At 66.2% G+C, this 25,422-nt stretch carries 26 protein-coding genes and 1 pseudogene; 23 read left to right on the forward strand and 4 right to left on the reverse strand.

Going from position 1 to position 25,422, the window contains the following annotated elements; translation table 11 throughout:
- Nucleotides 1-305 precede the first annotated feature (305 nt).
- Nucleotides 306-881: a DUF6431 domain-containing protein gene (locus KXD97_RS10075; protein ID WP_260751629.1), complete on the reverse strand. Its 576-nt coding sequence runs from the start codon at nt 879-881 to the stop codon at nt 306-308.
- 299 nt (nt 882-1,180) lie between these two features.
- Between KXD97_RS10075 and KXD97_RS33095 the strand changes: the two genes are divergently transcribed.
- The 13 genes from KXD97_RS33095 (at nt 1,181) to KXD97_RS10130 (ending at nt 10,503) form a co-directional block, all read left to right on the forward strand.
- Nucleotides 1,181-1,336 (forward strand): helix-turn-helix domain-containing protein, encoded by a 156-nt coding sequence (locus KXD97_RS33095; protein WP_396885373.1) that lies wholly within the window; start codon nt 1,181-1,183, stop codon nt 1,334-1,336.
- Nucleotides 1,337-1,559: 223 nt separating this feature from the next.
- Nucleotides 1,560-3,347, forward strand: coding sequence for a phage/plasmid primase, P4 family (locus KXD97_RS10080; RefSeq protein WP_260756582.1), 1,788 nt, complete (start codon nt 1,560-1,562; stop codon nt 3,345-3,347).
- Nucleotides 3,344-3,691 (forward strand): hypothetical protein, encoded by a 348-nt coding sequence (locus KXD97_RS10085; RefSeq protein ID WP_260756583.1) that lies wholly within the window; start codon nt 3,344-3,346, stop codon nt 3,689-3,691. Before KXD97_RS10080 ends, KXD97_RS10085 begins: the two co-directional genes overlap by 4 nt.
- On the forward strand, nt 3,688-3,873 hold the full coding sequence (locus KXD97_RS10090) for a hypothetical protein (RefSeq protein WP_260756584.1): 186 nt from the start codon (nt 3,688-3,690) through the stop codon (nt 3,871-3,873). The genes KXD97_RS10085 and KXD97_RS10090 overlap by 4 nt, the downstream gene beginning before the upstream one ends.
- Nucleotides 3,870-4,238: a helix-turn-helix domain-containing protein gene (locus KXD97_RS33275; protein WP_396884939.1), complete on the forward strand. Its 369-nt coding sequence runs from the start codon at nt 3,870-3,872 to the stop codon at nt 4,236-4,238. Before KXD97_RS10090 ends, KXD97_RS33275 begins: the two co-directional genes overlap by 4 nt.
- Complete coding sequence (locus KXD97_RS10095) at nt 4,235-4,405, forward strand: hypothetical protein (RefSeq protein ID WP_260756585.1); 171 nt, start codon at nt 4,235-4,237, stop codon at nt 4,403-4,405. Before KXD97_RS33275 ends, KXD97_RS10095 begins: the two co-directional genes overlap by 4 nt.
- A complete protein-coding gene (locus KXD97_RS10100; RefSeq protein WP_260756587.1) occupies nt 4,392-4,793 on the forward strand; it encodes a hypothetical protein in 402 nt (133 codons plus the stop codon). Before KXD97_RS10095 ends, KXD97_RS10100 begins: the two co-directional genes overlap by 14 nt.
- A gap of 27 nt (nt 4,794-4,820) precedes the next feature.
- On the forward strand, nt 4,821-5,363 hold the full coding sequence (locus KXD97_RS10105) for a hypothetical protein (RefSeq protein ID WP_260756588.1): 543 nt from the start codon (nt 4,821-4,823) through the stop codon (nt 5,361-5,363).
- Nucleotides 5,364-5,508: 145 nt separating this feature from the next.
- Nucleotides 5,509-5,883, forward strand: coding sequence for a hypothetical protein (locus KXD97_RS10110; RefSeq protein ID WP_260756589.1), 375 nt, complete (start codon nt 5,509-5,511; stop codon nt 5,881-5,883).
- Between the two features lie 296 nt (nt 5,884-6,179).
- Nucleotides 6,180-6,563 (forward strand): hypothetical protein, encoded by a 384-nt coding sequence (locus tag KXD97_RS10115; protein ID WP_260756590.1) that lies wholly within the window; start codon nt 6,180-6,182, stop codon nt 6,561-6,563.
- A complete protein-coding gene (locus KXD97_RS10120; RefSeq protein ID WP_260756591.1) occupies nt 6,560-7,636 on the forward strand; it encodes a hypothetical protein in 1,077 nt (358 codons plus the stop codon). Before KXD97_RS10115 ends, KXD97_RS10120 begins: the two co-directional genes overlap by 4 nt.
- Nucleotides 7,633-8,601, forward strand: a complete 969-nt coding sequence (locus KXD97_RS10125; protein WP_260756593.1) for a hypothetical protein — start codon at nt 7,633-7,635, stop codon at nt 8,599-8,601. Before KXD97_RS10120 ends, KXD97_RS10125 begins: the two co-directional genes overlap by 4 nt.
- Before the next feature lie 18 nt (nt 8,602-8,619).
- The gene (locus KXD97_RS10130) at nt 8,620-10,503 is read left to right on the forward strand and encodes a DUF3696 domain-containing protein (RefSeq protein WP_260756594.1); all 1,884 of its coding nucleotides are present in this window, start codon (nt 8,620-8,622) and stop codon (nt 10,501-10,503) included.
- A gap of 29 nt (nt 10,504-10,532) precedes the next feature.
- Here KXD97_RS10130 and KXD97_RS10135 read toward each other — a convergent pair whose 3' ends face one another.
- From KXD97_RS10135 to KXD97_RS10145, 3 genes are read right to left on the reverse strand one after another with little or no spacing between them, the layout of a single operon-like run.
- Nucleotides 10,533-11,738 carry a DNA adenine methylase gene (locus KXD97_RS10135; RefSeq protein WP_260756595.1) on the reverse strand — a complete coding sequence of 402 codons (1,206 nt, stop codon included), beginning with the start codon at nt 11,736-11,738 and terminating at the stop codon, nt 10,533-10,535.
- A 41-nt stretch (nt 11,739-11,779) separates the two neighbouring features.
- On the reverse strand, nt 11,780-13,189 hold the full coding sequence (locus tag KXD97_RS10140; protein WP_260756596.1) for a hypothetical protein: 1,410 nt from the start codon (nt 13,187-13,189) through the stop codon (nt 11,780-11,782).
- A 2-nt stretch (nt 13,190-13,191) separates the two neighbouring features.
- Nucleotides 13,192-15,204: a helicase HerA domain-containing protein gene (locus KXD97_RS10145; protein ID WP_260756597.1), complete on the reverse strand. Its 2,013-nt coding sequence runs from the start codon at nt 15,202-15,204 to the stop codon at nt 13,192-13,194.
- 535 nt (nt 15,205-15,739) lie between these two features.
- Between KXD97_RS10145 and KXD97_RS10150 the strand changes: the two genes are divergently transcribed.
- The 10 genes and pseudogenes from KXD97_RS10150 (at nt 15,740) to KXD97_RS10195 (ending at nt 25,422) form a co-directional block, all read left to right on the forward strand.
- Complete coding sequence (locus KXD97_RS10150) at nt 15,740-16,180, forward strand: cupin domain-containing protein (protein ID WP_260756599.1); 441 nt, start codon at nt 15,740-15,742, stop codon at nt 16,178-16,180.
- A 28-nt stretch (nt 16,181-16,208) separates the two neighbouring features.
- A complete protein-coding gene (gene dcd / locus KXD97_RS10155) occupies nt 16,209-16,781 on the forward strand; it encodes a dCTP deaminase (RefSeq protein WP_260756600.1) in 573 nt (190 codons plus the stop codon).
- 228 nt (nt 16,782-17,009) lie between these two features.
- On the forward strand, nt 17,010-18,683 hold the full coding sequence (locus tag KXD97_RS10160) for a hypothetical protein (RefSeq protein ID WP_260756601.1): 1,674 nt from the start codon (nt 17,010-17,012) through the stop codon (nt 18,681-18,683).
- 74 nt (nt 18,684-18,757) lie between these two features.
- Nucleotides 18,758-20,097: pseudogene (locus KXD97_RS10165) on the forward strand (UDP-glucose dehydrogenase family protein).
- A gap of 9 nt (nt 20,098-20,106) precedes the next feature.
- A complete protein-coding gene (locus tag KXD97_RS10170; protein WP_260756603.1) occupies nt 20,107-20,430 on the forward strand; it encodes a DUF1330 domain-containing protein in 324 nt (107 codons plus the stop codon).
- A complete protein-coding gene (locus KXD97_RS10175) occupies nt 20,430-21,761 on the forward strand; it encodes a cytochrome P450 (protein ID WP_260756604.1) in 1,332 nt (443 codons plus the stop codon). The genes KXD97_RS10170 and KXD97_RS10175 overlap by 1 nt, the downstream gene beginning before the upstream one ends.
- Before the next feature lie 2 nt (nt 21,762-21,763).
- Nucleotides 21,764-22,510 (forward strand): maleylpyruvate isomerase family mycothiol-dependent enzyme, encoded by a 747-nt coding sequence (locus tag KXD97_RS10180; RefSeq protein WP_260756606.1) that lies wholly within the window; start codon nt 21,764-21,766, stop codon nt 22,508-22,510.
- An 18-nt stretch (nt 22,511-22,528) separates the two neighbouring features.
- Nucleotides 22,529-22,897: a nuclear transport factor 2 family protein gene (locus tag KXD97_RS10185; RefSeq protein WP_260756607.1), complete on the forward strand. Its 369-nt coding sequence runs from the start codon at nt 22,529-22,531 to the stop codon at nt 22,895-22,897.
- Nucleotides 22,897-23,760 (forward strand): glucose-1-phosphate thymidylyltransferase RfbA, encoded by an 864-nt coding sequence (gene rfbA / locus KXD97_RS10190; protein ID WP_260756608.1) that lies wholly within the window; start codon nt 22,897-22,899, stop codon nt 23,758-23,760. The genes KXD97_RS10185 and rfbA overlap by 1 nt, the downstream gene beginning before the upstream one ends.
- A gap of 147 nt (nt 23,761-23,907) precedes the next feature.
- Complete coding sequence (locus KXD97_RS10195; protein ID WP_260756609.1) at nt 23,908-25,422, forward strand: APC family permease; 1,515 nt, start codon at nt 23,908-23,910, stop codon at nt 25,420-25,422.

A 25,422-nucleotide genomic window follows, 5' to 3' on the forward strand; every position in this document is an offset into this window, starting at 1 on the left:
AAGTGGACCGCTTAGCGGTCAACATAGCACCGTGGGAACACCAGCGGAAGCAAGCGAACGAAAGAAGGCCACATGAACGGTGAAGGTAAGCGCCTGGTGTCGATACCAGATTCAAAGGCGGCGCTCGGTGTTGGCCGTCGCTCAGGATGCAGACGATGGCGTCACTGTGGATGCAGACGTGATTTCGGGGGTCGGTCTGCATTGTGACGGGGTAATCGTCGCGGCGACGCGGTGGTCGTCATGGTGACGACTGTCGGCAGGCATGGTGATGACGCCCCCGGCGGCAGCGCGGGGACGTCGGAGGGTCAGCCGGGTGGCGCCAGAAGGCGGCCGCGGGTGTACATCCCGATCAGGGTCCACGGCGGCTCACCGAGGGCGTAGCGGCGGCGGTCCCAGTAGGCCGCTGCCGACAACAGCGACAGCGCGTGGTGCAACATGTTCCCTCGGTAGCGCAGCGCGGTGAACGTGTCGGGGTCCAGGGCGAGCAGCTGCTCGGTCCCGTCGCGTGCGAGACGGTCCAGGTGCTCTGGCGGTAGTCGGCGAAGCCAGCGGCGCACGGTGGACACCGGCCGCCCCATGGTCGCCGCGATACGCCGGTGTCCGAGTCCATTTGCTTTGTGCAGCAATGCTGTTCCAATCACTGCGGTGGTGTCGGCATGGCGTGGCTGCAGAGCGGCGGGCATCACGATATGCGTTGACGAGCAGGACCGGCATCGCGTGCGGCGGGGGCGCACCGTGATCGTGGTCCCGTCGTGATCGCGCACAGAGCGCCGCCTGCCGTAGCCCCAAGAAGTCAGCTGGCCGTCGCGGCACCGCGGGCAGCGGAGTTCGCCGGCGGCGAGCAGTTTCTCGGCCAGTTCGCCGGTGCGCGCGACGATCACCGCAGAGCCAGTCCATGATCCACCAGCCTTACCTATCACCCGGGAACCGGGATAGGGGTCAGTTCGTGTTGGGCGACCGCAGAATCGACGCGTCCGCCGTCACCGATTGTGACGATCTCGGGATTCGGCATCGCGCCGGAGCCGAAATGGACTCTGCGCGAGCAGACCAGCGCGGGGTCCGTTCGTGGGCACGCTGATGATGCAGACGACCGCCGTCCCCGACCCGGGATTTCGACAACTTCAATGACGATCACCCCCGCCGTGGTCGTCACACAGAGGGACGGTCAACACTCGGCGGCATCGGGCACACCACCATTTACGAACTGATCAAGCGCGGCGAGCTTGTCAAGGTCAACATCGGCCGGCGCAGCTTCATCACCGCGGATTCCCTTGCGGCATATGTGGATCGGCTCAGCATGGCCAGCACTCAGGCCTGCGGCGGCGCGGCGCGATGACCGATGAAAAAGAAAGGCGCCCGGAGGGCAACCGGACGGCTAGTAATCCTCTGGTGGGGGATCGTGACCAGGATAACGGATCCGCGCGACAGGGCCGTGGAGCGGCGCTGCTGGCGGAGCTGCGTCGCCGCAACGATACCGCCCGTCGGCTACCGCCGTCACCGTACACCGGCCGGCGCGACCCGCTGACGCCGCGCGAACGCGCCGACGGGTGGCCGCGATCATGACCGACGTCAACCAGCCCCGGCAGCAGGTGCCGGCGCCCTCGGCGCCGCTGGACGTGGCCCGCACGGTGTACCTCAGCCGTCGAGACGGCGACGGCATTCGGACCTTATTGGCTTGGCGCGGCGGATGGATGCGCTGGTGCGGTCCGCACTGGGCCGAGATGGATACCGCGGAACTGCGCAGCGAACTCTACGAATTCCTCGGCGCGGTCGATTACCTCAAGCCGGTTGTCGACAAGGGCCAGATCGTCGACTGGGAACCTGCGCCGTGGAACCCCGACAAACGGAAGATCGCCAACGTCATGGAAGCAATGGGCGCCATCGGGCACTTGAACGCCGACGTCGACGCGCCGGCCTGGATCGGCCCACATAGCGCGGCGAACCACCCGGCGGCCCAGATGATTGGATGCGCCAACGGCGTCCTGGACCTCACAACGCGCGAAGTCCACTCGCATACCCCGGCACTGTTCAACACCGTCTCCGTACCGTTCGACTTTGACCCGAACGCCGCGGCGCCGGGGGCGTGGTTGCAATTCCTGAACTCGCTGTGGCCCAACGACGCGCAGTCCATCGCGCTGCTACAGGAGTACGTCGGCTATCTGCTTTCCGGGCGCACCGACATGCAGAAGATGTTGCTGCTGATCGGCCCGACCCGCTCCGGCAAGGGCACTATCGCGCGGATGCTGGCCGAGCTTGTCGGCCGGGGTCACGTCGCCGGCCCAACGCTGGCGAGCTTAGGCACGAACTTCGGGTTGTCGCCCCTGCTAGGCAAGCCGCTCGCGATCGTCTCCGATGCCCGACTCGGCAATGCGCCGGCCGACACGGTCGTCGAGCGCCTGCTCTCCATTACCGGTGAGGACATGCTCACGGTGGACCGCAAGTTTAAGGAACCGTGGTCGGGCAAGTTGTCGACGCGGTTCGTGATTCTGTCCAACGAGCTACCCAAGTTCCGGGACGCTTCCGGCGCCATCGCCAACCGACTGGTCATCCTGCAAATGACCGAGAGCTTCCTTGGCCGCGAAGACCGCGCGCTCGACAAGCGACTCTGCAATGAACTCCCGGGCATCCTCACCTGGGCTCTACAGGGCCTGGACCGGTTGGTTCGCAACGGCAGATTTACGGTGCCGGCGTCGTCAGACGACGCCACGAATCTGATGATGGATCTTGCGTCGCCGGTCAGCGCGTTCGTCCGCGAGCGTTGTCGTCGCGGCCCGAACGAGGACGTGAGTCGCGACGGGCTCTACGACGCGTGGAAGGCATGGACAGAGGACAACGGTCACCGCGCCGGGGCGAAATCCACCTTCGGCCGAGACATCCGCGCAGTGGTCCCCGAAGTGAAGGTGATTCAGCCGAGAATCGACGGCAAGCAACTCCGTTACTACACGGGCATTGGACTTTTGCCTGTGTCACCTGTGTCAGCCGGCGAAACCACTGCTCAAGGTTGTAAAGCCGAACCAAATCACGATGCACCTACCGTGTGTCAGGCTGGCCCCGAAGATCGGCTGCCGCTGCCTGACACAAGCAATCCGGCGTCCATAGTCGCGGAAAACCCGCAGGTCATCGGCGCTGACACAGGTGACACAGGCAAATCAGCATTTAAGGCCGTACCTGGCGGCCTTACCGATCGAAGTCCCGGCCAAACCGCCCGCATGAAGAAGGCACTGGCGAAGGCCAGCAGCGCATCTGTCCCACGGTGCGGCGCCTGCGAAACCGCACTCGAAAATCCCGATTCCCTCGCAGCCGGCCTGTGTGCCGAGTGCCGAATCTCTGGAAGGCCATCCGCGTGATCAACGATGCCCCGATCATCGACGCCGCCCGGTCTGTCTGCCTGCGTGATGGCGGAGCCCCCGAGTATCTCGCCGTCACCGCGGTCGCCAATGATGGCAGCGAGCACCTGGTCCTCGCCCAGCGCGACAGCATCAACGACGACACCGCCGTCTATGACGCGACCTGCTGCGACGTCGCCCACGAACAGCTAGGCCCGTTGCCGATCGAATACGTCCGTCGATTCACGATCAGCCGACGCGCGCATCGGTGCGGCCGGCGCACACAAGCCGGCCGGCCGTGTCGAATTCGGGTAGCGGCTGCGGGCGACGCCTGCGAATGGCATCGCGCGAAGGCCGCGCAGTGACCGCCCTCGGCGTGTTGGTCTGCCACCGTGCCACCGAGACCGGCCCGATCACGGTGGAGTGGACGTACTGGGAGAACGTCGAGGAAGCAAGGCGAGCCGAAGCGGTGCTCAGTCCGTGCAGCGATCTGTGTGTGCTGGTGCATTCCGTGGTCAGCGTCGAACTCGACGAGTCACGCCAATGAGCTGTTCAGAACCAAAGACCATCACCGCCGCGGAGATCGTACTTCTGCACCACGCGGTGCGGGACCTCGTCTTCGGCCGCAGGCTCAGCAGCAGACCGTATCCGCGCGGCTTCGACGCGCTGTTGGTCAAGCTGGCTGGTTTCGTCGGTGAAACCAAAAGTTGTGCAGTGCAGTCACACTCGGCATCCTCGTCATCGGAAGAGCTCATCGACACGAACGACGCGGCCGCAATCCTGAAGTGCTCGCCGCAGTATGTCCGGCGAATCCGAGAGAGGCTGGGCGTCCGTGAAATCGGTACCCAACGTGTTTTCCGGCGGCAAGCCGTCGTCCGGTACGCCGAACGAAAGGCGGGTCAACGCAGATGAATCCGATCGACTGGCTTCGGCTCGGTGTCGAGCAGTATCTCCGCGAGCTGACCGACGACGAGTTCACCGAACTCATTCAGCTGGTGCGTCCTCCCGATACTAAAGGCTCGCCCCAAATCGACAACGCGTCCTTCATCACGCAGGTGCTCGGCGGTGGTGACGATTAACGCCGACGAACGCCCTGTGTTCCGGCCGACCATCGTGGAGCGTGCCGCGATGCGCGTCGATTGGGCAGAGGTCGAGCGGCGGCGACGGGACGAAGCTGCGCGCTCAACCGCTGAACGCGTCGCACAACTGCGCCGCATAGTGTTCCGCAACGCCACGCGCGGCAACCGCCGCATCGAAGCAGTCAGGACCGAGTCCGACGCGGCTCGGCTGCTCACGTCAGCGGGCAACAATGCCGACGGGTTCCAAGTACTCGCAATCGTGCAAATGGGGATCGACAGCCGATGGGGCGAGGTCGTCAAAGCCGGTGTCCGCTACTTCGGCGAGCACCCGGTAGCAACCCGTATCCAGGAACTCTGGAACCTAACCACGGATCGTAAAACCGTCTAAACAACTACCGAAAAGGAAACGCACGCAATGTCTCTCGCAAACCTCGAATCGCAAATCGAAGATCTGCGCGCACAGGCCGCAAGCATCCAGAAGCGGTCGGCCCGCACCAGCGACATCCTCGCCAACGACCCCACTCTTTCCGCCGTCGGCCGACAGGCCAAGCGCGACGCCGAGCGCGACCGGATGCGCGATCAGCTCCGCGACCTCCGCAAGAAGGAAACCGAGCTCATCGACGCCAAGAGGCAAACACTCGAGAAGCGGCTCTTCGGGCTGTCCGGCGTCACCAGCAGCGACCCCGGACAAGTTCTGCTCTACCGCGATGCGCAAGACCGGGCAGCCCGTCTCACCCAAAGCGACGAGGCAGCACAGGTATACGCAGCAGCCGTACGCTCCGACGACAAGATCCTCGCCGCAGCCATCGTCGCACGCGCACTCGACGCCGGATGGAACAACATCGTCAACGAGTACGCCACACAAAACCCGACCGCCGGCGAAGACCTCAAAGACCTTGCCAAACTTCGGCAATATAAGTCCTTCGAGGCCACCATCGCCTATGCCTGGGGCGCATGACCGTCCCGCGGCCGGCGCACCGGGAAGCGCACACCGCGAGACCACCCCAGGGGGAGGTACCCATATGCGCCTCAGGCGCCGCCCCTCACGGCAAGGGCGTCGCCCTCTCCTAGATGGGTTTCTTTTTTCAAGCAGGTAGGACGGCATGACCGAGCGGAAGCAGCGGCCAGCGTTGCGGGCGGTGAAGGAAGGCGACGCGGGGCCGGCCAAAAAGGCAGCGGCCAGTAAGGCGCCGGCGAAGCCTGCGCCCCGGAAGGTGACGCCGGTATCAGTTACGGCGGCTGTTCGGTCTGGCGACCGTCGTCAGCTCTTGGTGGCGTTGCAAGCTCGTGTTGCTCGGGCGCTCGACGATCCGGCGACGACAGGACCAGCATTCGCTGCGCTCATTAAGCAATCACGCGAACTTTCGGAAGCGATCGCTGAGATTGACCGGCCCCCTCCCGAGCGGGACACGTCGGGTGACTGGCTTGAAACGATCAGGAACAGGCCGGACGAGCCGTGGGACGAGTCCATGATCTGAGCGCGCCGGCGGCCCGAGCGCGTGGTACTGCTAGTCGGAGTGGATCGCCGGACGGGCCCGCGCGGCTGCATGCATGCTCGTCAGGATCTACACATCGCTGGCGATGCAGGCATATGGGCGCCGCCCTGGACGGAGCAAGCCGCGCTACCGTAGCCGCTGCTGGGGCGAGTGTTAGGGACGCGCGCCCTCGAGGTGCGAAGGCCGATCAGGCGTGTTTTCGACCCCGCCTGGTGCATCATTGATTCGGAAACGAAAAAGGGCGACTTGGTTTCGGCAGGACTGGGGTAGGGAGGCGCGTGGCGCGGCTAGCACTGGATGGCTTGCGCGCCCGCCTTGGCCTCGGCCCGCCGGAGGGTGAGGCGTGGTTTCATCTGCCCGATAAGGACCTGCCGTTCGCGCCGCACAAGAACAAGACCAGAGCGATCGTGCTTCGCCGGTGGCCGGAGTCCGGTCCGCTCGCCGTCGTCTACGCCCGAACGACCCAGAAGCACAATGCTGAGCCGCTCAATCCGGCTCACAGCCACCGCGCCGAGTGGCCTGAATGCTGGCTAGATAAGGATGGCTGGGTGGTCACTCGACTGCCGATGCCCGTCAGCAAGGACAAGTTGTGTGATGCGAATCGTCTTTGTTCAGAAGATGATCAAGCCACGGTGAGAGCCGTGATGGCAGGCCCGACATGACCGATGACTCACCGCCGAGCGACCTCGGCCCGACCGCAGAGCCGGATCCACTCGACGAAATCGCCGATGCCGCGCCGTCGGAGGTCACTGAAGGCTCAGAGGACGGAGCAGAGCGCGGGGGGCATTTCGACGATCTCGTACGCGAGCATCAATTCGACGGCAGCTTCGGCGACCTGTGGATCGCCGAAGTCGAACGAATGTGCCGGATAGTCGCCAACCGGTATTCCCCCCAGACCTATGCGGGTACCGCCACTTGGGACGACGCGGCGCGCGAAGACTTGCTCCAGGACGTCGTGGAGCACCTGCTGAGAAAGCGCCAGATCGAGTACATCTGCGAGATCGCGCACGATCTGGACTCTGCTCGTCGGCTGCTGTGGCGACAAACCAAGTTCGCGCTGTCTTCCCGACGTCGTTCACGCCGCACCGTGGTCGACAATCTGGTCGACCGCGCCGTGCAGGTGTTGGTTGCACCCGACTACGAACCGTCGATCGACGCAGACGGCGAGGCATGGCGCCGAACCGACGGCAGCTCACCTGCGAGCGCGCCGGACTCGCAGCAGCGACATCGGCTCATCACGCGGCTGAAGGAGCTTCCGCGCATGCCGGGAGCGTCGAGCGAACGCGCGAGTCCGGTGTGGGCCCGGGCGGACCTTGAGGCGGCCGTCGCCGACATCGCTGCGACGTACCCGTCGGTCACACGCGGACTGATCGACGAATTGTTCGGCGAGGCGTTGACATTCCTGGTGCCTAGCGAGCTTGAGGCAAATGAGGAGGATTTCGAGCTGAAATCGTCTCCCGGCCCTGAGGAAGCAAAGGTGGTGAAGGAGACCGTGGATCAGGCGGTGGCCAGTCTCAGCGCCGTGGAACGCGCGGTGCTGGCCGGTAAGTTGCGCGGCGACACCGACACCACCTTGGCAAGGATGTTGCAGATCAGCCGACCTACAGTCGACAAACACAAGCGCAATGCCCTCGCGCAACTTCAAGTCGCGCTGGCCGACGTCGGCAACGTATCGGATGACGCCGTAATGGACGCGTTAATAGTCGCACTTTCGACGACGAAGGAATCGCCATGAACGCACGCCGCGATAGCTGGCTGTCGAAACTCAAGGCCAAATATCCGCGCATCGACGCCGATGCCGATGGCGGCGGGCAGCCGTCCATCGGCTCTATATGCCGTGCCGAACCGATGGATCGCTCAGCAGACAACGTTCTCGTGCTGGTGGTGGACTCCGACCCCCGGTCCTATTCATTCACCGTGGTCCTCTTGACCCCGGATGTGGAATTGGCGACCGATAAGGACGTCTATCTGTCGGTGGAAGCGACCGGATTGCCCTACGCGCTCGCCGCACAAACAGATGTGTTCGGATACGTCTGGAATGTGCAATTGAAAACCATCGGTTCGCTGCCCGGCGAGATGGTTCGAGAACTTTTTTCGCGTAATCCGCCGATGGATACCATTCCCGACGAATTCAAGGCGGGGCCCCCACTTGATTCACCGTCGGATCCCAGATGGGCCAACAAAATCGCGGAATTGGATCGGTTGAACGCCGTAACGGGAGACTGCACTCGGCAGTTGATCGAAGGAGAACAGGATCTGATCGTTGATCCCGTGTCGTTCAGATTGGATCCTGTGGGGTTGTCGGATTTCGACTTAGTGGACTTCGTGCTTGACGTCGTTACTATGGTCGAACGCGGCGAGGTCTCGATGCCAGCCTGGCTTATGCGGGGAATTATGAGCGACCGCGAGCTCGAGGAGTCCTACCGCAGGTGGGGACTGCTCGATCTCTACAGCACTTTGACGCAGGTCCTCAACCAGAAGTTGTGGTCGATCGACGACGAGCCGGACGCGCCCGACTTCGCTGCCGTCGATCGACCCGGCTTGGAACTGCTACAGGCTCAGGTGCTATTGGACAGCGCCGCCTCGGGGACGACGTTTGTCAAATTTGTGGGCCGGTCCCGTGATGCCATTTCTTACCCGCAGCGCCGCACCGTAGGGCGCCGGATGTTCCAGTGCGTGCTCGTGCCGTGCCATTCGTGAACGACGTCAGGGGTTCATATGATCGATGAGGACGATGAATTCGACCGCGCTGTTCTCGCGCGCGGCGAGGACGCCTACATCACGCTGAAAGCGTGGCGGCTCAGCAATTTCAAGTCCGTCAAGGACGCGGAAGTCGACCTGCTGCCTTTGACCGTCTTGGTCGGGGCAAACAGTGCAGGAAAGAGCACTCTCATCCAGAGCATTCTGGCCACCAGTCAGGCCGCCGCGGCGTCACCATCGGGTGACCGTTTCCCCCTAAACGGGACGACGATCCGCCTCGGCACGGTTACCCAGACCCGTTATGCCGGTCCGTGCGAGGTCCGTCCCACGTCCTTCTCCTTGGGTGGACAGTTCCAATTGGCCTCCGCTGCGGAGTTGTACCGCGGCGGTCCCGTACCCGAGACAATTCGAGCCCGCCAGCGTTTCCAGCGCCGAATTGTCGCCCAGCGCGTGGACTGGCAGCTAGTGCTCGGCGAGGCTCCCGAGGGGCAAAGCGGCCACGCCTATATCGAGGAGGTTCACTTTTCGGTCTCGGGCATCGACACCGAAACCGACCACCGGCTAGGACTGTGCCAACTGAACGCGCGCGCGGCGCCCGCCGACTGGATGTCGGACGCCGAAGCTGCCGCGGATCGCCACCTGATTGGCTCCTATACCAGCGGCACGCAGAAGCTCGATCTCGTCGACGTGACGTTGCGGGGCGGTCTGCCGATGAACGGCATCGTGCGCGAGTCGAAGAGCCAGTTGCTGTGGCAGGCGTGGAGGGACTGCTACATGGAGAGTTCGTCGGCCCGCCGTCGATACCCAGCGGAACGGGCAAAGAGCGACGACACCTCCACAGATCAGAACTGGGCGGAGCTCGAGGATCTCGTTGTCGGCGACATCACCAGCATCTGGCATCGCAATGAGGCCGAACTGAAGTCCAGCCGACACATCTTTCTCGCCGTGCGCACGCTGTTCGAGGAGAAGTACGGCAAAGAGCACAGTTTCAGCGTCGATGCGAACAAGCTCATCGACCCCGCATTTGGATCCGCGGTCATGCATCGGCTCAACGGCTCCGCGATCACCGGTGAGGTTCCGGTCGTCGAACCACTGCAACGAACGTCGATACCGGTGCGCGCGATCCTGAACTTCCTGCGCTCGAGGGTTCGGTACCTCGGCCCGCTGCGCGAGGATCCGCGAGTGGTTTACCAGGACTCCGCCGAAGCCGCCACGGGATACATCGGCGCCAAGGGCGAGTTCCTAGCCGCCGTGCTGCAAAACAGCGGCTCACGCTTCGTCGACGTGCCGTTGCCAGGCACCAAGAATCGCGTCGGTGCTACATCGCGGGTAAAGCTCAAGGATGCGTTAAACCAATGGGTCGGATACTTGAAGTTGGGTGATCGGATCGACACCCACGACCAGGGCCGGCTGGGTCTGGAACTGCAGATTCAGCAGCAGTTCGTCGACGTGGACCTCGACTTGACCAGCGTCGGCACGGGGGTGAGCCAACTGTTGCCGGTGCTGGTGCTGTGCCTGGAGGCCCCGCGGGGCTCCTTAGTACTCATCGAGCAACCCGAGTTGCACCTCAACCCCGCAGTCCAGCAGCGGTTGGCCGACTTCCTGCTCGCCATCGCCGCGTCGAACCGCCAACTCATTGTCGAAACTCACAGCGAATACCTCGTTTCTCGGCTTCGTCTGCGCATCGCCGAAGACGAGTCCGACACTGTACGCGACAGCGTCGGGTTGCTGTTCACCGAGCAGACCGAGGGCCGAACGACCTACCGACCGGTGGAGACGAACGAGTACGGCGGCATCGACAACTGGCCCGCGGACTTCTTCGATCAGTCGGCGGCGGAATCACGGGCGATTCTGGAGGCGGCGCTGCAGAAACGACGCAAGAGGACTTTGCAGACGGAATAGCGCCGCGCACTCCGCGATGACGCGGCGGCTCAGAGTTCCCGCAGCTCGTCGTCGATCGGGACCGTCGCTGGCGGCAGTGTCGTGAGCAGCAGTTCATCGGCCGAACGCTTGCCCACTCGGCCGGCCGCGGAGTACCGCGTCGCCACCAGACGTTTGCTGATGGTCCACTGCGATACGCCGAGCAACGCGCGGTCGGATGCACTCGGCGTCATGCGGCTACGGGCGTAAAGCCACCTGTTCTCGGTCAACATTGGATGGTTGTCGTAGCTCAGCACCCACCGGAACTGCGCCTTATGGGTCAGGTAATGGGCCAGCATAAGGTGCAAGGAGTCGTCCTTTGACGCTTGGGCCCGTCGTGTCCCGTGGTAGCTGTACGCCGGATCGAACGACGCTCGGTACAAGGCGGACGATTTCTCCACATACGGCGGATCCAGATACGCCACGACACGCGAGGGAAGCAACTGAGGGTAGTACTCAGGCACATCCGCCAGAGTCTGCTGCCAATCCTTGCGCCACACGTCAACGAGACGGCCGCTGTCATAGAGGTGTCCAATCAACCGGATGCGCTCGGCGAGGGCGTCAGGATTCCAGCGGCATCCGATCGGGTAGGGACTCTCTTGAAGTCGGCCGCCCAGAGGCCCAGCAGTGCCGTGCAGGATCCCCGAGAACGTCGTGCGGTTGAGGAACAGACACTTCATCGCCGCTCCCAGTCGGCGAGTCCGAGGCTGCGCGCCCCGCCGCGGCTCCCACGCCTTCCAGTAGTCCCACCGCGCGACGCCGATGTACCCGCCGGGACGGACGAATCGGTGCCACTCGTCGTAGGCGCGGTCGACAAGGCGTTCGGTGTCTTCCGCGGCGGTCTGCCAGAACGCGGCGACGAGTGGGTCGGCGTCGGCCAGCAAGATGCGGTCGACCACTCCCGAACCGACCAGGCGCAGGGAGGCCGACGCCCCGCCGGCGAACGGCTCCACCAAGAGATCGACGTGATCTACTTCGCGGGATCGCCGCGCAGACGTGATGAGCCGGGCGATCACCGATGCGAGCGAGGACTTGGCTCCCGGATATCGTAGTGGTGACTGATAGCGCCCTGCGGCCAGCGCGTGCGCAATCGGCTTAGGCGCCTTCTGCAGGGTCCTTGGGCGGCGGCCGATGGCCGGCGATGCGCCGAATGTGTCGGCGACACATGCCAGCCCGGCCGAGGCCGTGGATACCGCGGGAGTGCTGACGAGTGCCATGGTCGTATCCTGCACCACGGTTCCGACAGTTCGGCTGATTGCTAGGCCGGAAGGTAGGAGGGTCGCTTGACCGCCTGAACGTCGACCTTCAACTCGGGGATGTTCTGCTGAGCCATCATGGTGAGCACCGAGCGTCCGACACCCAGCGGCAGCGCGGCCGCGGAGTGGGCGAGCGCCACCGGGACGACAGCGTTCTGGTACATGTGCGTGCGCAGCGAGTCGAGGACCTCGCAGACCAACCGGAGCGTCGGATAGGCGTCGAACCCCTCGACGGCGTGGCCGCCGTCGTAGGGGGACAGGCCAGGTGCCGGTGGAACGGTCAGCACCAGCGGGTCCCCCGCGCGGGTGCGGTAGATGAAGCGGCGACCGTAGAACTCGTCGATCCCGTAGCGGTTGGTCGGGGCGCGGCCGCTGATGCGGTTGATGTAGGCGTTGGGCAGCCGCATGACCGAACCGGGTGCGATGAAGTCCCGGATCAGCGCCGCGTGCTCGACGAAGGCGCCGGACTTCTCGATGCCCACCATCAAAGGTGCGGTCAGATCCCGCTCGGCGCACCACGATCCGAGATCGCTGAGATGCTCGACGAATCGTCGCTTGAGCGGTGCCAGCGGACCGAACAGCGCCAGCGGCCCGTCGGTGATGAACAGGGTGTGCCGCAGCACCTGCGGAGCGGTATCGGCGAAGAAGTTGAGGTAGCAAATCGACATCAGCCGTTCCGTCGCCGTCATCACCCGGCCCATCGGGGTGAAGTTGGATCCCTCGATGGAGTACTCCTCGTGGGTACGCAGGACGTCGGACAGGTACAGGGGCGCCCGGCATGCCGCGCACTCACCGCCGACGGCGGTGACGGTGATGGGGTTTCCCTGGTCGGCTTTGGCGCCGCAGCTGGGGCACACGCGCAAGGTGATCCGCCCGGCGGGCCCGCCGCGCGTACCGTGCAGGGCCAGCAGACCGTCGGCCAGCGTCATGGTGGTACTCGAGTCGAAGCGGGCGCTGCTCAGGAACGCGTCGAGTTCGGTGCGCCACGTGTCCACTCCGGATAGGCCGGGACGCACCAGCTGAGAACCCGGTAGCGCCACGTCGAACGCGTACTGGGTGTGCGCACTGCGCACCTCGCGGGGGTCGATGTAGCGCTGCGTGGCCAGGGTGCGAAACGCGTCGAGCCGGACCATCGAGCCCGCGACCCGCAGGTAGCCCACCTTCACCGTCGGGTGGTCGCGGGTCGCCTCGACCTCGGTGTCCGACCCGTCGACGGTGATCGAGAACTCCACGTCCTCGGGCCGGCCGATCGACGCGAGCTCGGACAGCGGACTGCAGAGGGCCTCAATCTCACTGCTGGAATCGGGGCGGGTGGAGGTGATGGTCCACCGCTGCAGTGCCGACTGAACGGCGTGGTTGCGGACGATGTCGACGTGGCCGAGTCGGGAGGCGCGTTCCATCTGGTACGGCACGATCAACGACCCTCGGGGCGGGCGTCGAGTTCGAGTTCGGGCAGACCGGCCGCGAGGCGTGCGGCGTTGACCATTGCGTGGTCGAACTTGGCGATTTGGACCGGGACTATGTACTTGCCGGAGTAGGTCTTCATCCGCACGAAGCCGACGTCTTCGGCGCGCATAATGCTGGGCGCCCACACCTTGAAGTCGTAGTAGTGCGACAGCTCACGCGTCTCGTGATCCGAATTGAGATGCGCGACAAGCCAGTTGGATGTGTTCGACAGAATGCGCTTGTCGACGGAGGTAACCTCCTGGGTCGCGTACACCAGGCCCATCCGGTACTTGGCGGCTTCCTTGGACAGCCTGACCCAGGGGTCGTCCGCGACGTCGCGACCGCCGCGCTCGAACAGGTTGTGCGCCTCTTCGACGATGATCTGCATATCGATGGGTTCGAGGTCGGAGCGGAACCGCTCCCCGGCGCGGTTGAGCAGGTGGCTGACGATCCGTTCGGACATCGTCTTGGCGACCGTGTCGTTGCCGCTGGACAGGTCCACGATCGCCAACCGGCCGGCCATCATGTCCTGCCAGAGGTGCTCACCGACGTCACCGGCGGACTGGGCGCCGTGGAAGGCGCGAATCGTGCGGATCGCCGAGGTAATGCCGGTGTACTTGTATACCCCGAAGATGTCGACGAAGTGGCAGTTCTCGGTGTCGTGCCACTTGGGGTAGTCAGCCGAATGCTCACCTACCCACTCGGCGAACGCACGAGCGGCCGCGGGAGAGTGCACGCGGTAGCTCCCGGCACGGCCAGCCTGGCTCAGCATGCCGGCGTGCCGGGCGATGAATTGGTCGGTGGGGGCCGATGGTGCAGCGATGATGAGGTCTTGCGGCAGGGCCGCGCACTGGAAACCGCACTTGGCCAGCAGCCCGTAGAACGCGACCATCGCCCACCCCCAGCGGCTGTGCGCGCTACGGTCGCCGGCGTCGGGCTCGGTCAGCGCAGCCGAGCGGAAACTCTTGGCGTAGTTCGTGTTCACCGTGGCTGTGGCGTCGCTGACAAGGCTCCACGCAGCCTCGAGTACCTCGCGATCGTAGAAGTTGATCCGCAGCGCCTTCTCGCGGTCGTCGGAGGGGTCGGGCTCGACCTTGTAGATTCGCACGCTGGAGTCGTCGTCGCCGAGCAGCCGCAGCCCGGTCCCGTCCTGGGGATTGACATTGGCGTACTCGCCCTGGGGATCAAAGATCAGCTGACCGATCAAACGGCGGTGCTCGGAGCCGTACTGGTGCACGGCGGTGACGAGAGTCTTCATGGTGTTGGACTTACCGGTCCGTGTCATCCCGAACACGGCGGTCTTGCGGCCCACGAAGTCGGCGACATCGACCTGTACCTCGGCGGTGTCGGTTTTCGAGATGCGCGCCTTACGTCGGGTGGCGGCGAAGCGCACGTGCCCTACGACCAGCGCGTCGTTCGGATTCGCCGGGCCGGGGTAGGAGGCCAGCCAGGACAGCACCTGCGGGGACGGCAGGAACACCTGGTACCGGGCGGACACGACGACGTTGTCGATGTCGGCGCCGAATCGGATCGGGGCATTGCGCTCATCGGTGTCGGTGTAGAAGGTGCCCAGCACTTCGCAGTCGAAAGCCGACTGCTGCAACTCGTTTCGGGTCAGCACGTCGGTCACGTCGTCGAAGCCGACTCCGGATGCATCGGCGTCGCGGACCACCGCCAGCCGCGTCTGCACCAGCTCGGACTCGTTGGGCAGCCCGGCGGTCGACCGCACCCTCAGCAGGATGACCTCCTGGTCTTCGAGCACGAAGCCGTCGGCGGTGTTCGCGCCGGCGGCCGCGAGCAGGAACCCGCCGCGCGGAACGCCACCGGCCACCTTCTTCTTGTAATCGTCGGTGAGTACCACCGCCGAGTCGTAGTCCAGCTTGTACACCCCGCCGACGGGGTAACACTCCTGGTTGATCAGCGCGGTCAGCGGCTTTTTCAGCTCCGTCGAATTCTGCACTGCTTCAGCGATTCCGGTCACTCGCTCACTCCTCCGGTCCTGTAGCCCCCGCCGAGGGTTTCGGCACCACGGCGTCATATCCTGTTCTGCTTCTAGAAAGCCCTCGCGGTTTGCTCGATGTAAACGACCGCACAAACTCGCATCACGGGCCGAGTGGCGACTGGGGTTCCCGTGCGATGGTGGCCGTTCTGGCAGCCGTGATCGAAACCGCGGGCATTCGTGGGCTACGCGCGGCGGACCGCATCTGCAGACGTCGAACGAACGCAGCGTTGCGACGGGGGGTCCGGTGTCACGACGTTGTCACAACTCAAACAAAACTCACCGCGAACACCGGAGTACGTCCGCGAACGCTTGCATAGGGAAATCGCTGGTCGGAAATGAAAAGTGAGCCGGCGAGATACACCCGCGGATACCCGCGAACGGCTTTCAGCAGCTTGGGAAGCTGATGTTCTGCCATTGAACTACATCGGCCTGTTTGATCAGGAAGGTTAACACCTGGCGGTCCCTCGCTGTGGAGGTGGCCGCAAGCTGGTCAGTCACACTCCGGGGGAATCTGATGAAGCATGTCGTCCCAGTCACCGCGGCCCTGATCGCCGCCATCCTTGCGCCTGCTTCCGCCGGCGCGACCCCGCCCGACGGCGACATCGAGCGCACCGATCTCGCGCAGGGCACCACCGGCGCGCCCGTCGTCATCGTCTCCGTCGGGCACCCGACCACGCTCTACGTCCAGGACATCGTCCTGCACGGCCCGGCCAGCAGCGGTTGGCACACCCACCCGGGCCCCGAACACACCGTCATCAACGAGGGCACGGTCTACGTCCAATCCGTACCCGACTGCGTCCCGGTCGCGTACCCGGCCGGCCAGGCCGTCTTCATCCCGGCTGGGATCCCGCACGTCGTGCGCAACGAGGGCCCCGGTGACGCGCACGCCGTGGTCACCTACACGCTGCCCGCCGACCGCGCCGTCCGCGACGACGCACCCGCTGCCTGCCCCTGACCGGGCGTCATCCCGTTACGCTCGTGCGGTGCTGCTCTCCGACCGCGACATCCGGGCCGAGATCGACGCCGGCAGGCTGGGTGTCGACCCGTTCGACGACAGCCTGGTCCAGCCCTCGAGCGTCGACGTGCGCCTCGACAACCTGTTCCGGGTCTTCAACAACACCCGCTACACCCACATCGACCCCGCGCAGCGCCAGGACGACCTGACCTCGCTGGTCGAACCCAAAGAGGGCGAGCCGTTCGTGCTGCACCCGGGCGAGTTCGTGCTCGGCGCGACGCTCGAGCGCTGCACGCTGCCCGACGACCTCGCCGGCCGACTGGAAGGCAAGTCCTCACTCGGCCGCCTCGGGCTGCTGACCCACTCGACCGCCGGCTTCATCGACCCGGGCTTCTCCGGGCACATCACGCTGGAGCTGTCCAACGTGGCGAACCTGCCCATCACGCTGTGGCCGGGCATGAAGATCGGCCAACTCTGCCTGCTGCGCCTAACCAGCCCGGCCCAGCACCCGTACGGCAGTGGCGCCGTCGGCTCCAAGTACCAGGGCCAGCGCGGTCCCACCCCGTCCCGCTCGTACCAGAATTTCCTCAAGACCAACTGAGCTGAAACGTCATCGCCGCGCCTGGCCCGGCGCGAGTAATGTCGTGGGCACCGGCGCCACCGGTCATTCGTGCCGACGTGTCCCGGCCAGGTCTTCAGCCACGCTCAGCTAACAGCGTCGGATGTAACGCATCAGCTGACCGCGTCGATGAAGTATCTAGTTGTCGGCTCGCCGCGCCCGTGTGAGCAGTGCCGACCGCAACGCTGCAGCAAACTTCGGGAGGGGTCAGTGGACATCGTATTAGGTGTGTCGATGACACCTACGACGGTCCGCATGGTGCTGGTTGAGGGCGAAAAGGCCGACGGTGTGACCGTCGACCACGATGCCTTCGACGTCACGTCGGGGGACGGCTCGGCAAACGCGGCCGAGCATGTGGTCTCGGCGGTGTTGGGCACCAAGGAGAGCGCCGAGACCGGGGGTCATCACCTCAAGTCGATCGGTGTCACGTGGAGCGATCACGCCGAGGCGACCGCCCTTCGCGACGCGCTCGCCGCGCACGGCATCGACGACGTCATGCTCGTCTCGGAGAGCCACGCCGCGGCGTCGCTGGCCCAGGCGGTCGGCCGTGCGGTCGGCTACGACACCACCGCGCTGCTGTTCGTCGATCGCGACACCGCGACCCTGTCGGTGGTGCAGACCGACGACGGCTCGGTGGTCAAGGTGCTCAGCCGCAGCCTGCACAGTGCCGACGCGATGGCGGTGCTGACCGAGATGGCCGCGGCGGTCGCCGCGCAGCCGGCCCCGCCCCAGGGCATGTTCGTCGTCGGCTCCGGCGTGGACATCAGCTCGGTCAAGGCGCACCTCGAACATCTCGTGTCGCTTCCGGTCAGCGCGCCCGACGAGGCCGACCTCGCGCTCGCCCGCGGCGCTGCGCTGGCCTCGGCCGCCGCGCCGGCCTTCGAGGCCACCACGGTCGGGCTGGCCTACTCCCAGGACCCGGACGGCCCGACGGCCGGATCGGTGCTGGGGCTGGCCGCCGCGGACACCCAGCTGGCCCCGGCCGGCGCCGACAGCGGCGATGACCTCGTCGACGAGTTCGCGCCGACCGAGATGCGGCCGGTCGACGAGCAGCGCAAGCCGTTCCTGCTGGTCGGCAGCGCGGTGACCTCACTGTTCGTGATCGGCGTTGCCGCGCTGGTGGTTTCGCTGGCCATCAGCATCCGGCCGACTGCCGACCAGCGGCCCAGCCCGGCGCAGGCCGTGATCGTGCCGAGCCCGCAGGTGCAGGCTCCCGAGCCGGCCCCGGCACGGCAGGAGGCCGCCAACGTGCCCGCCGACCCGCCGTCGGCCGAGACCATCAAGCCACCGGTGCCGGTGGTGCGGGAAGCGCCCCAGCCCCAGCAGGCCCCGCGCACCGTGTACGTCGAGCAACAGGCACCCGCTCCCGCCGCGCCGGCCCCCGCCGCCCCGGCGCCGGCCCCGGCTCCCGTGGCGCCCCCGCCGGTCGTCGCACCGGTGGTCGTCCCGCCGCCGGTGATCGTGCTCCCGCGCCCGCAGTGGACCCCGCCCAAGCCCGCCTGGACGTGGCCCACCCGCACCGCCGAGCCCGACAAGCCGGACGAGCCGTGGCGGCCGCCGTGGCAGAACGACGATGACGACGACAAGCCGGCCCCGACCCTGCCGACGCGGACGGTGCAGCCCACCCGTCCCCAACCCACGGTTCCCCAGGTGCCCCAGGTGCCCCAGTGGCCGGGCAGCGGATCGGGCAACGGCTCGGGCAACGGCTCCGGGTCGAACTCGGGCTCCGGCCCGGGCAACGGCGGCCGCGGCGACGGCGGCTCCGGGCGGGGCTCGGATTCCGGTTCGTCGCGCGGCGGCGGCTCGGGCAGCGGTGTGCCCGGCGACATCAACGGCGACGGCTGCTTCCTGGTCTTCTGCGCTCCCGGGGCAGGCCGCAACTAGCTCGTCACCCGCCGTTGGCCCGACGCTCAGCGGCAGGTGGCCGACCGCTCACCGCGGCTGCCTATACAGGCGGTATGCGGTGCACCGTCTTCGGGACCGGTTACCTCGGCGCCACCCACGCCGCGGGCATGGCCGAACTGGGGCATGACGTGCTCGGGGTGGACGTCGACGCGGGCAAGATCGCCAAGCTCGCCGCCGGTGAGGTGCCGTTCTACGAGCCCGGGCTTCCAGAGATGGTGCAGCGCAACATTGCTGCGGGGCGGCTGCGCTTCACCACCGACTACGCCGAGGCCGCGGCGTTCGCCGACGTGCACTTCCTCGGTGTCGGGACACCGCAGAAGAAGGGCGAATACGGCGCCGACCTGCGTCATGTGCACGCCGTGATCGACACCCTGGTGCCGCTGCTGAGCCGGGCTGCGGTGATCGTCGGCAACTCAACGGTGCCGGTGGGCACCGCCGCAGACCTGAGTGAGCGTGCCGCGGGCCTCGCTCCGGAGGGCGTCACCGTCGAGGTGGCGTGGAATCCGGAGTTCCTGCGGGAGGGGTTCGCCGTGGCGGACACCTTGCACCCCGACCGCATTGTGTTTGGGGTGCAACGGGACTCGCGGTCGGCGGAGCGGGCGGCACGGGAGATCTACGCGCCGCTGCTCGCCGATGGCGTCCCGTTCCTGGTCACCGATCTGCAGACCGCGGAGTTGGTCAAGGTGTCGCCAACGCGTTCCTGGCCACCAAGATCAGCTTCATCAACGCGATCGCGGAGGTGTGTGAGGCCGCCGGCGCCGACGTCACGCTGCTGGCCGACGCGCTCGGACACGACGCCCGCATCGGGCGCCGATTCCTCAACGCGGGCCTCGGTTTCGGCGGCGGCTGCCTACCGAAGGACATCCGCGCGTTCATGGCCCGAGCCGGCGAGCTCGGCGCCAACCACGCGCTGACGTTCCTGCGCGAGGTGGACAGCATCAACATGCGGCGTCGCACCCGCATGGTCGAGCTGGCCACCACCGCCTGCGGCGGGTCGCTGCTGGGCGCCAACATCGCGGTGCTCGGCGCGGCGTTCAAGCCCGAATCCGACGACGTGCGGGACTCGCCCGCCCTGAACGTCGCCGGGATGCTGCAGCTCAACGGCGCCACCGTCAACGTCTACGACCCGCAGGCGATCGAGAACTCCCGCCGGCTGTTCCCGACCCTGAACTACTCGACGACGGCCGTGGAGGCCTGCGACCGCGCCGACGCCGTGCTCGTGCTCACCGAATGGCGGGAGTTCGTCGACCTCGACCCCGCCGCACTGGCGGACACGGTGCGGGCGAAAGTGGTTGTGGACGGCCGCAATTGCCTCGATGTCGGCGCGTGGCAACGGGCCGGCTGGCGGGTGTTCGCGCTGGGCCGGTACGGGGGAGAACCCGCAGCGGCGTAGCGTCGGCTCGTGTCCGTCTACGCGCTGAACCTGTTCGACATCGCCGGCCGCGATGAATACCTGGCCTACTCCAAACGCTCGCCGGCCGAAGTCGCCAAGCACGGCGGCCGCGTCGTCGCGCTCGGGCGGTTCCAGGAGTCGATCACCGGCGACATCGCACCGCGCAAGGTCCTGATCCTCGTCGAGTGGGAGTCGCGGGAAGCGTTCGACAGCTACCGCGACGACCCCGACCTGGCCGATCTGCACGCCCACCGGGAGAACGGCTCGTCGTCTTACATCTGGCACCTGTTCGACCGGTTGGACGATCTGCGGCCCCTGCTTAAGCTGACCTGATGGCAGCCGATCTTGCGCAACGTATCCGGTGGCTGGCTCTGCACGGGGTGATCCGCGGTCTGTCGAAGGTCGGGGCGCGTCGCGGCGGAGACCCACAGGCCAGGCTGATCGCGGACCCGGCCGTGCGGGACGACCCCGCCGGGTTCGCCGATGAACTGCGTAACCACGGGCCGGTGGTCCGGTGCCGCGCGGTGCTGATGACCGTCGACCACCAGGCGGCCAACGAGATCCTGCGCTCGGACGACTTCCGGGTGTCCTCGCTCGGCGCGGGCCTGCCGAAGCCGCTGCAGTGGATCAACCGCAAGACCCACCCCGGCCTGCTACACCCGATCGAGCCGCCGTCGCTGCTGTCGATCGAACCGCCCGACCACACCCGCTGCCGCAAGCTGGTGTCCTCGGTGTTCACCACGCGGGCGGTCGCTGCGCTGCGCGACCGCGTCCAGCAGACCGCCAATGAGCTTCTCGACGACCTGGAACGCGAATCCGGGGTGGTCGACGTCGTCGAACGGTACTGCTCGCAGCTGCCGGTCGCGGTCATCAGCGACATCCTCGGCGTCCCGCAGCAGGACCGCCGGCACATCCTGCACTTCGGTGAGCTCGGTGCACCCAGCCTCGACATCGGCCTTTCCTGGCGGCAGTTCACCCAGGTGCACGAGGGCATCGTCGGCTTCAACGAGTGGCTGGGCGGCCACATCGACGAGCTGCGCCGCAACCCGGGTGACGACCTGATGAGTCAGCTGATCCGGGCCAGCCAGGCCGCCGACGAGGCCAACCGGCTGTCCGACCGCGAGCTCCAGGCCACCGCGGGCCTTGTGCTGGCGGCCGGGTTCGAAACCACGGTGAACCTGCTCGGCAACGGCATCCGGATGCTGCTCGACACCCCCGGACACCTGGATACGCTGGCCGCCCGGCCGCAGCTGTGGCCGAATGCGGTCGAGGAGATCCTGCGGCTGGACTCGCCCGTGCAGATGAGCGCCCGGTTCGCACGCCGGGACGTCACCGTCGGCGGGACCGACATCCGGCGCGGCGAACTCGTCGTGATCTACCTCGCGGGCGCCAACCGCGACCCGGACGTCTTCCCCGACCCGCACCGGTTCGACATCGAACGTGAGAACGCCGGACGCCACCTGTCGTTCTCGAGCGGCCGGCACTTCTGCCTGGGCGCCGCGCTGGCCCGCGCCGAGGGTGAGGTCGGGCTGCGGACGTTCTTCGAGCGCTATCCCGACGCCCGGCTGGCCGGTGCGGGCAGGCGCCGCGACACCAGGGTGCTGCGCGGGTGGTCAACCTTGCCGATCACCCTTGGAAAGACGCGCGCCGCGCTAGGTTCGTAGAGGTGGACTTCCGAGCAGCCCTGCTCGAGCAGACTCGAGCCTTCGGTGACCTGATTCGATCGGCAGACCCGGCGACGCCGGTGCCCACGTGTGGGGAGTGGACGCTCAAACAGCTCTATCGCCACGTGGGCCGCGGAAACCGTTGGGCCGCCCAGATCATCAGTGAACGACGCAACCAGCCGCTGGACCCGCGCGAAGTGCGGGACGGCAAACCGCCCGACGATCACGAGGCCGCGATCGAATGGTTCGATCAGGGCGCCCGGATGGTGATCGACGCCGTCGACCACGTCGGCGCCGACGCGCGGGTGTGGACCTTCATCGGGCCCCGGCCCGCCGGCTGGTGGATCCGCCGCCGCGTGCACGAGACCGCGGTGCACCGCGCGGACGCGGCCCTGGCGCTCGGCGCCGATTTCGAACTGCCCGCCGATTTCGCCGCCGACTGCCTCAGCGAGTGGATCGAACTGGCCACCGTCGACCGACGGCATCCCCCGGCCCTGGACCCGGGGCAGTCGATCCACCTGCACGCCACCGAGGAGAAGCTGGGTCCGACGGGGGAGTGGAGCATCGCCCACGACGACGACGGGCTGTCGTGGTCGCACACCCACAGCAAGGGCAGCGTGGCGTTGCGCGGCCCCGTCACCGGGCTGCTGCTGGCGACCGTGCGGCGCAGGTCGGCCGCCGACGCCGGGCTCGAGATGTTCGGGGATGCCGCCGTCTGGGACGGGTGGCTGGAGCGCACCCCGTTCTGAGTGGGTACCTTCGCGATCATGACCACTTCGGAGCTGGCCACCGTCCTCGCCTGGCATGACGCGCTGAACGCCGGCGAGGTCGACACGCTGCTGGAGCTCTCCAGCGACGACATCGAGATCGGTCACGCCGGCGGTGCCGCCCAGGGGCACGCCGCGTTGCGCCACTGGGCCGAGGCGCTGGACGAACGGCTCGAACCTGGCCGCATCTACGTCCACGACGGCGTGGTGGTCGTCGAGCAGCAGACGGTATCGGTCACCGGGGAGACCGGTTCGGCGGCGGCGGCGTTCCGAGTCGTGCACGACAAAGTCACGTCGGTGTTCCGTCATCCCGGCCTCGCCGCCGCGCTGGCGGCCACCGAACTGACCGAAGCGGACCTGACCGGCTGATGCGTGGCATCATCCTGGCCGGCGGATCGGGGACCCGGCTGTATCCGATCACCATGGGCGTCAGCAAGCAGTTGGTGCCGGTTTACGACAAGCCGCTGATCTACTATCCGCTGTCCACGTTGATGATGGCCGGCATCCGCGACATCCTGGTGATCACCACCGCGCAGGATGCCCCGGCGTTTCACCGGTTGCTCGGCGACGGTTCGGATTTCGGAATCAACCTGACCTACGCCGTGCAGGACGAGCCCGACGGCCTGGCCCAGGCGTTCGTCATCGGAGCCTCCCACATCGGCACCGAATCAGTGGCTTTGGTGTTGGGGGACAACATCTTCTACGGTCCCGGACTGGGCACCAGCCTGCAGCGCTACCGGAACGTCTCCGGCGGAGCGATATTCGCCTACTGGGTGTCCAATCCGTCGGCGTACGGCGTGGTCGAGTTCGCCGACGACGGCACGGCGCTGTCCCTGGAGGAGAAACCGGCCACGCCGAAGTCGCACTACGCGGTGCCCGGGCTGTACTTCTACGACAACGACGTCGTCGAGATCGCCCGCGGGCTGCGGAAATCCGCGCGCGGAGAATACGAGATCACCGAGATCAACCAGACCTACCTCAACCAGGGCCGGCTGACCGTCGAGACGCTGGCCCGCGGAACGGCGTGGCTGGATACCGGGACTTTCGACTCACTACTGGACGCCAGCGATTTCGTCCGCACCATCGAGCGCAGGCAGGGACTCAAGATCAGCGTGCCCGAAGAGGTGGCGTGGCGGGTGGGCTTCATCGACGACGCCACGCTCGAAGCCCGGGCGAACACCTTGCTCAAGTCCGGTTACGGCGCATATCTGCTGGAGCTGCTGCAGCGCTGAGGCGGCGGTGCCTTGTATCTCCATGGTTCTGTGCTGCGCGCCACAATTGTAAACATTGGTCTATAGGTCTTGTTTTTAGTTCTTTAGGCCCTTACGCTCCTGTCAGTTCAGTGACTCACGTCACCATCGACGAAAGGCAGGCTCTGCATGGCCCTCCGTTCAGACCCCCCGGCGCAGGTCGCCACCCAGGCCGGAGAAGGACACACCCTCAAGCGGGGCGCCATCGGACTGGCCGGTGTGGTGTTCATGGTGGTGGCCTTCTCGGCGCCGATCACCGCGATGACGGGCAACCTGCCGGTGGCCGTCGGTTTCGGGAACGGTCTGGGCGCCCCCGCGGGTTTCGTGATCGCCACCGTCGTGCTCAGCATCTTCAGTATCGGATTCATCGCTCTGGCAAGGCATATCACCGCTGCCGGGGCGTTCTACACGTTCGTCTCCCGCGGATGGTCGAAGATACCGGGCCTGCCCGCCGGGGTGATGTCGATGTTCACCTACATGACGATGGAAGCCGGCCTGATCGGCATCTTCTCCGTGTTCGCAGACCAGGCGATCTCCGCCCAGTTCGGGATCGATCTGCCCTGGCTGGTATATGCCGCGATCGGCGTGATCGTCATCGCCACGCTGTCCCATTGGGACATCTCGGTGGCGGCCAAGGTGCTGGGTGCGGTGCTGGTCGCCGAGATCGTGATGCTGAGCCTGACCGCCACGGCGTCGCTGCTGCATCACCCGGAGGGCATGAGCTGGACCTCGTTGAACCCGGTGAGCGCGCTGAGCACCAACGGAGTCGCCGGCGGCGTGGTGGGTCTGGGTCTGCTGATGGCGTTCTGGTCCTGGGTGGGCTTCGAGTCCACCGCGATCTACGGCGAAGAGTCGAAGAACCCGAAGAAGATCGTCCCGCAGGCCACCATGATCGCCGTCATCGGGATCGGCGTGTTCTATACGTTCATCGCGTGGGGCATGATCGTCGGCAACGGACCCACCAAGGCAGTCGAACTGGCCTCCGGCGCAACACCCTTCGATCTGATCTACGCGCCGACTCAGCAGTACCTGGGCCAGTGGGCGATCGTCGTCTTCGAATGGCTGATGGTCGGGGGTTCATTCGCCTGCGCGCTGGCCATCCACAACTCCGCCGCCCGTTACCTGTTCGCCTTCGGGCGTGACGGGCTGCTGCCTCGTCGCCTGGGTGAGGCGCACCCCAAGCACGCCTCGCCGTATGTCGCGTCACTGGCCCAGAGCGTGTTCGCCGCGATCGTGCTGATCGTGTGCGCGGCCAGCGGCTCGGACCCCTACGCGGTGTTGTTCGTGCTGGTGGCGATCCTGGCCACGCTGTGCCTGCTGACTGTGCAGACGATGTCGTCGATCGCCACCGTGGTGTACTTCCACGTCAAGAAGCAGCATCCGGAGACCGCCAGCTGGTGGCGCACCCTGGCCGCTCCCATCATCGGCGGTGCCGGCATGGTCTACGTCATCTACCTGATGGCCTCGAACATGTCCGCAGCAGCCGGAACCGCCTCGGACACACTGTTCTTCAAGCTCATTCCGTACATCCTGCTGACCCTGCTGTTCGGGTCGATCGCGCTGGCCCTGTACTGGCGCAAGGCCAAGCCGGAGCTCTACGCCCGCATCGGGTCCACCGTGTTCGACGACAAGCCCGCCGAGTGA

It is taken from the genome of Mycobacterium sp. SMC-8, from assembly GCF_025263565.1.
Taxonomy (GTDB): domain Bacteria; phylum Actinomycetota; class Actinomycetes; order Mycobacteriales; family Mycobacteriaceae; genus Mycobacterium.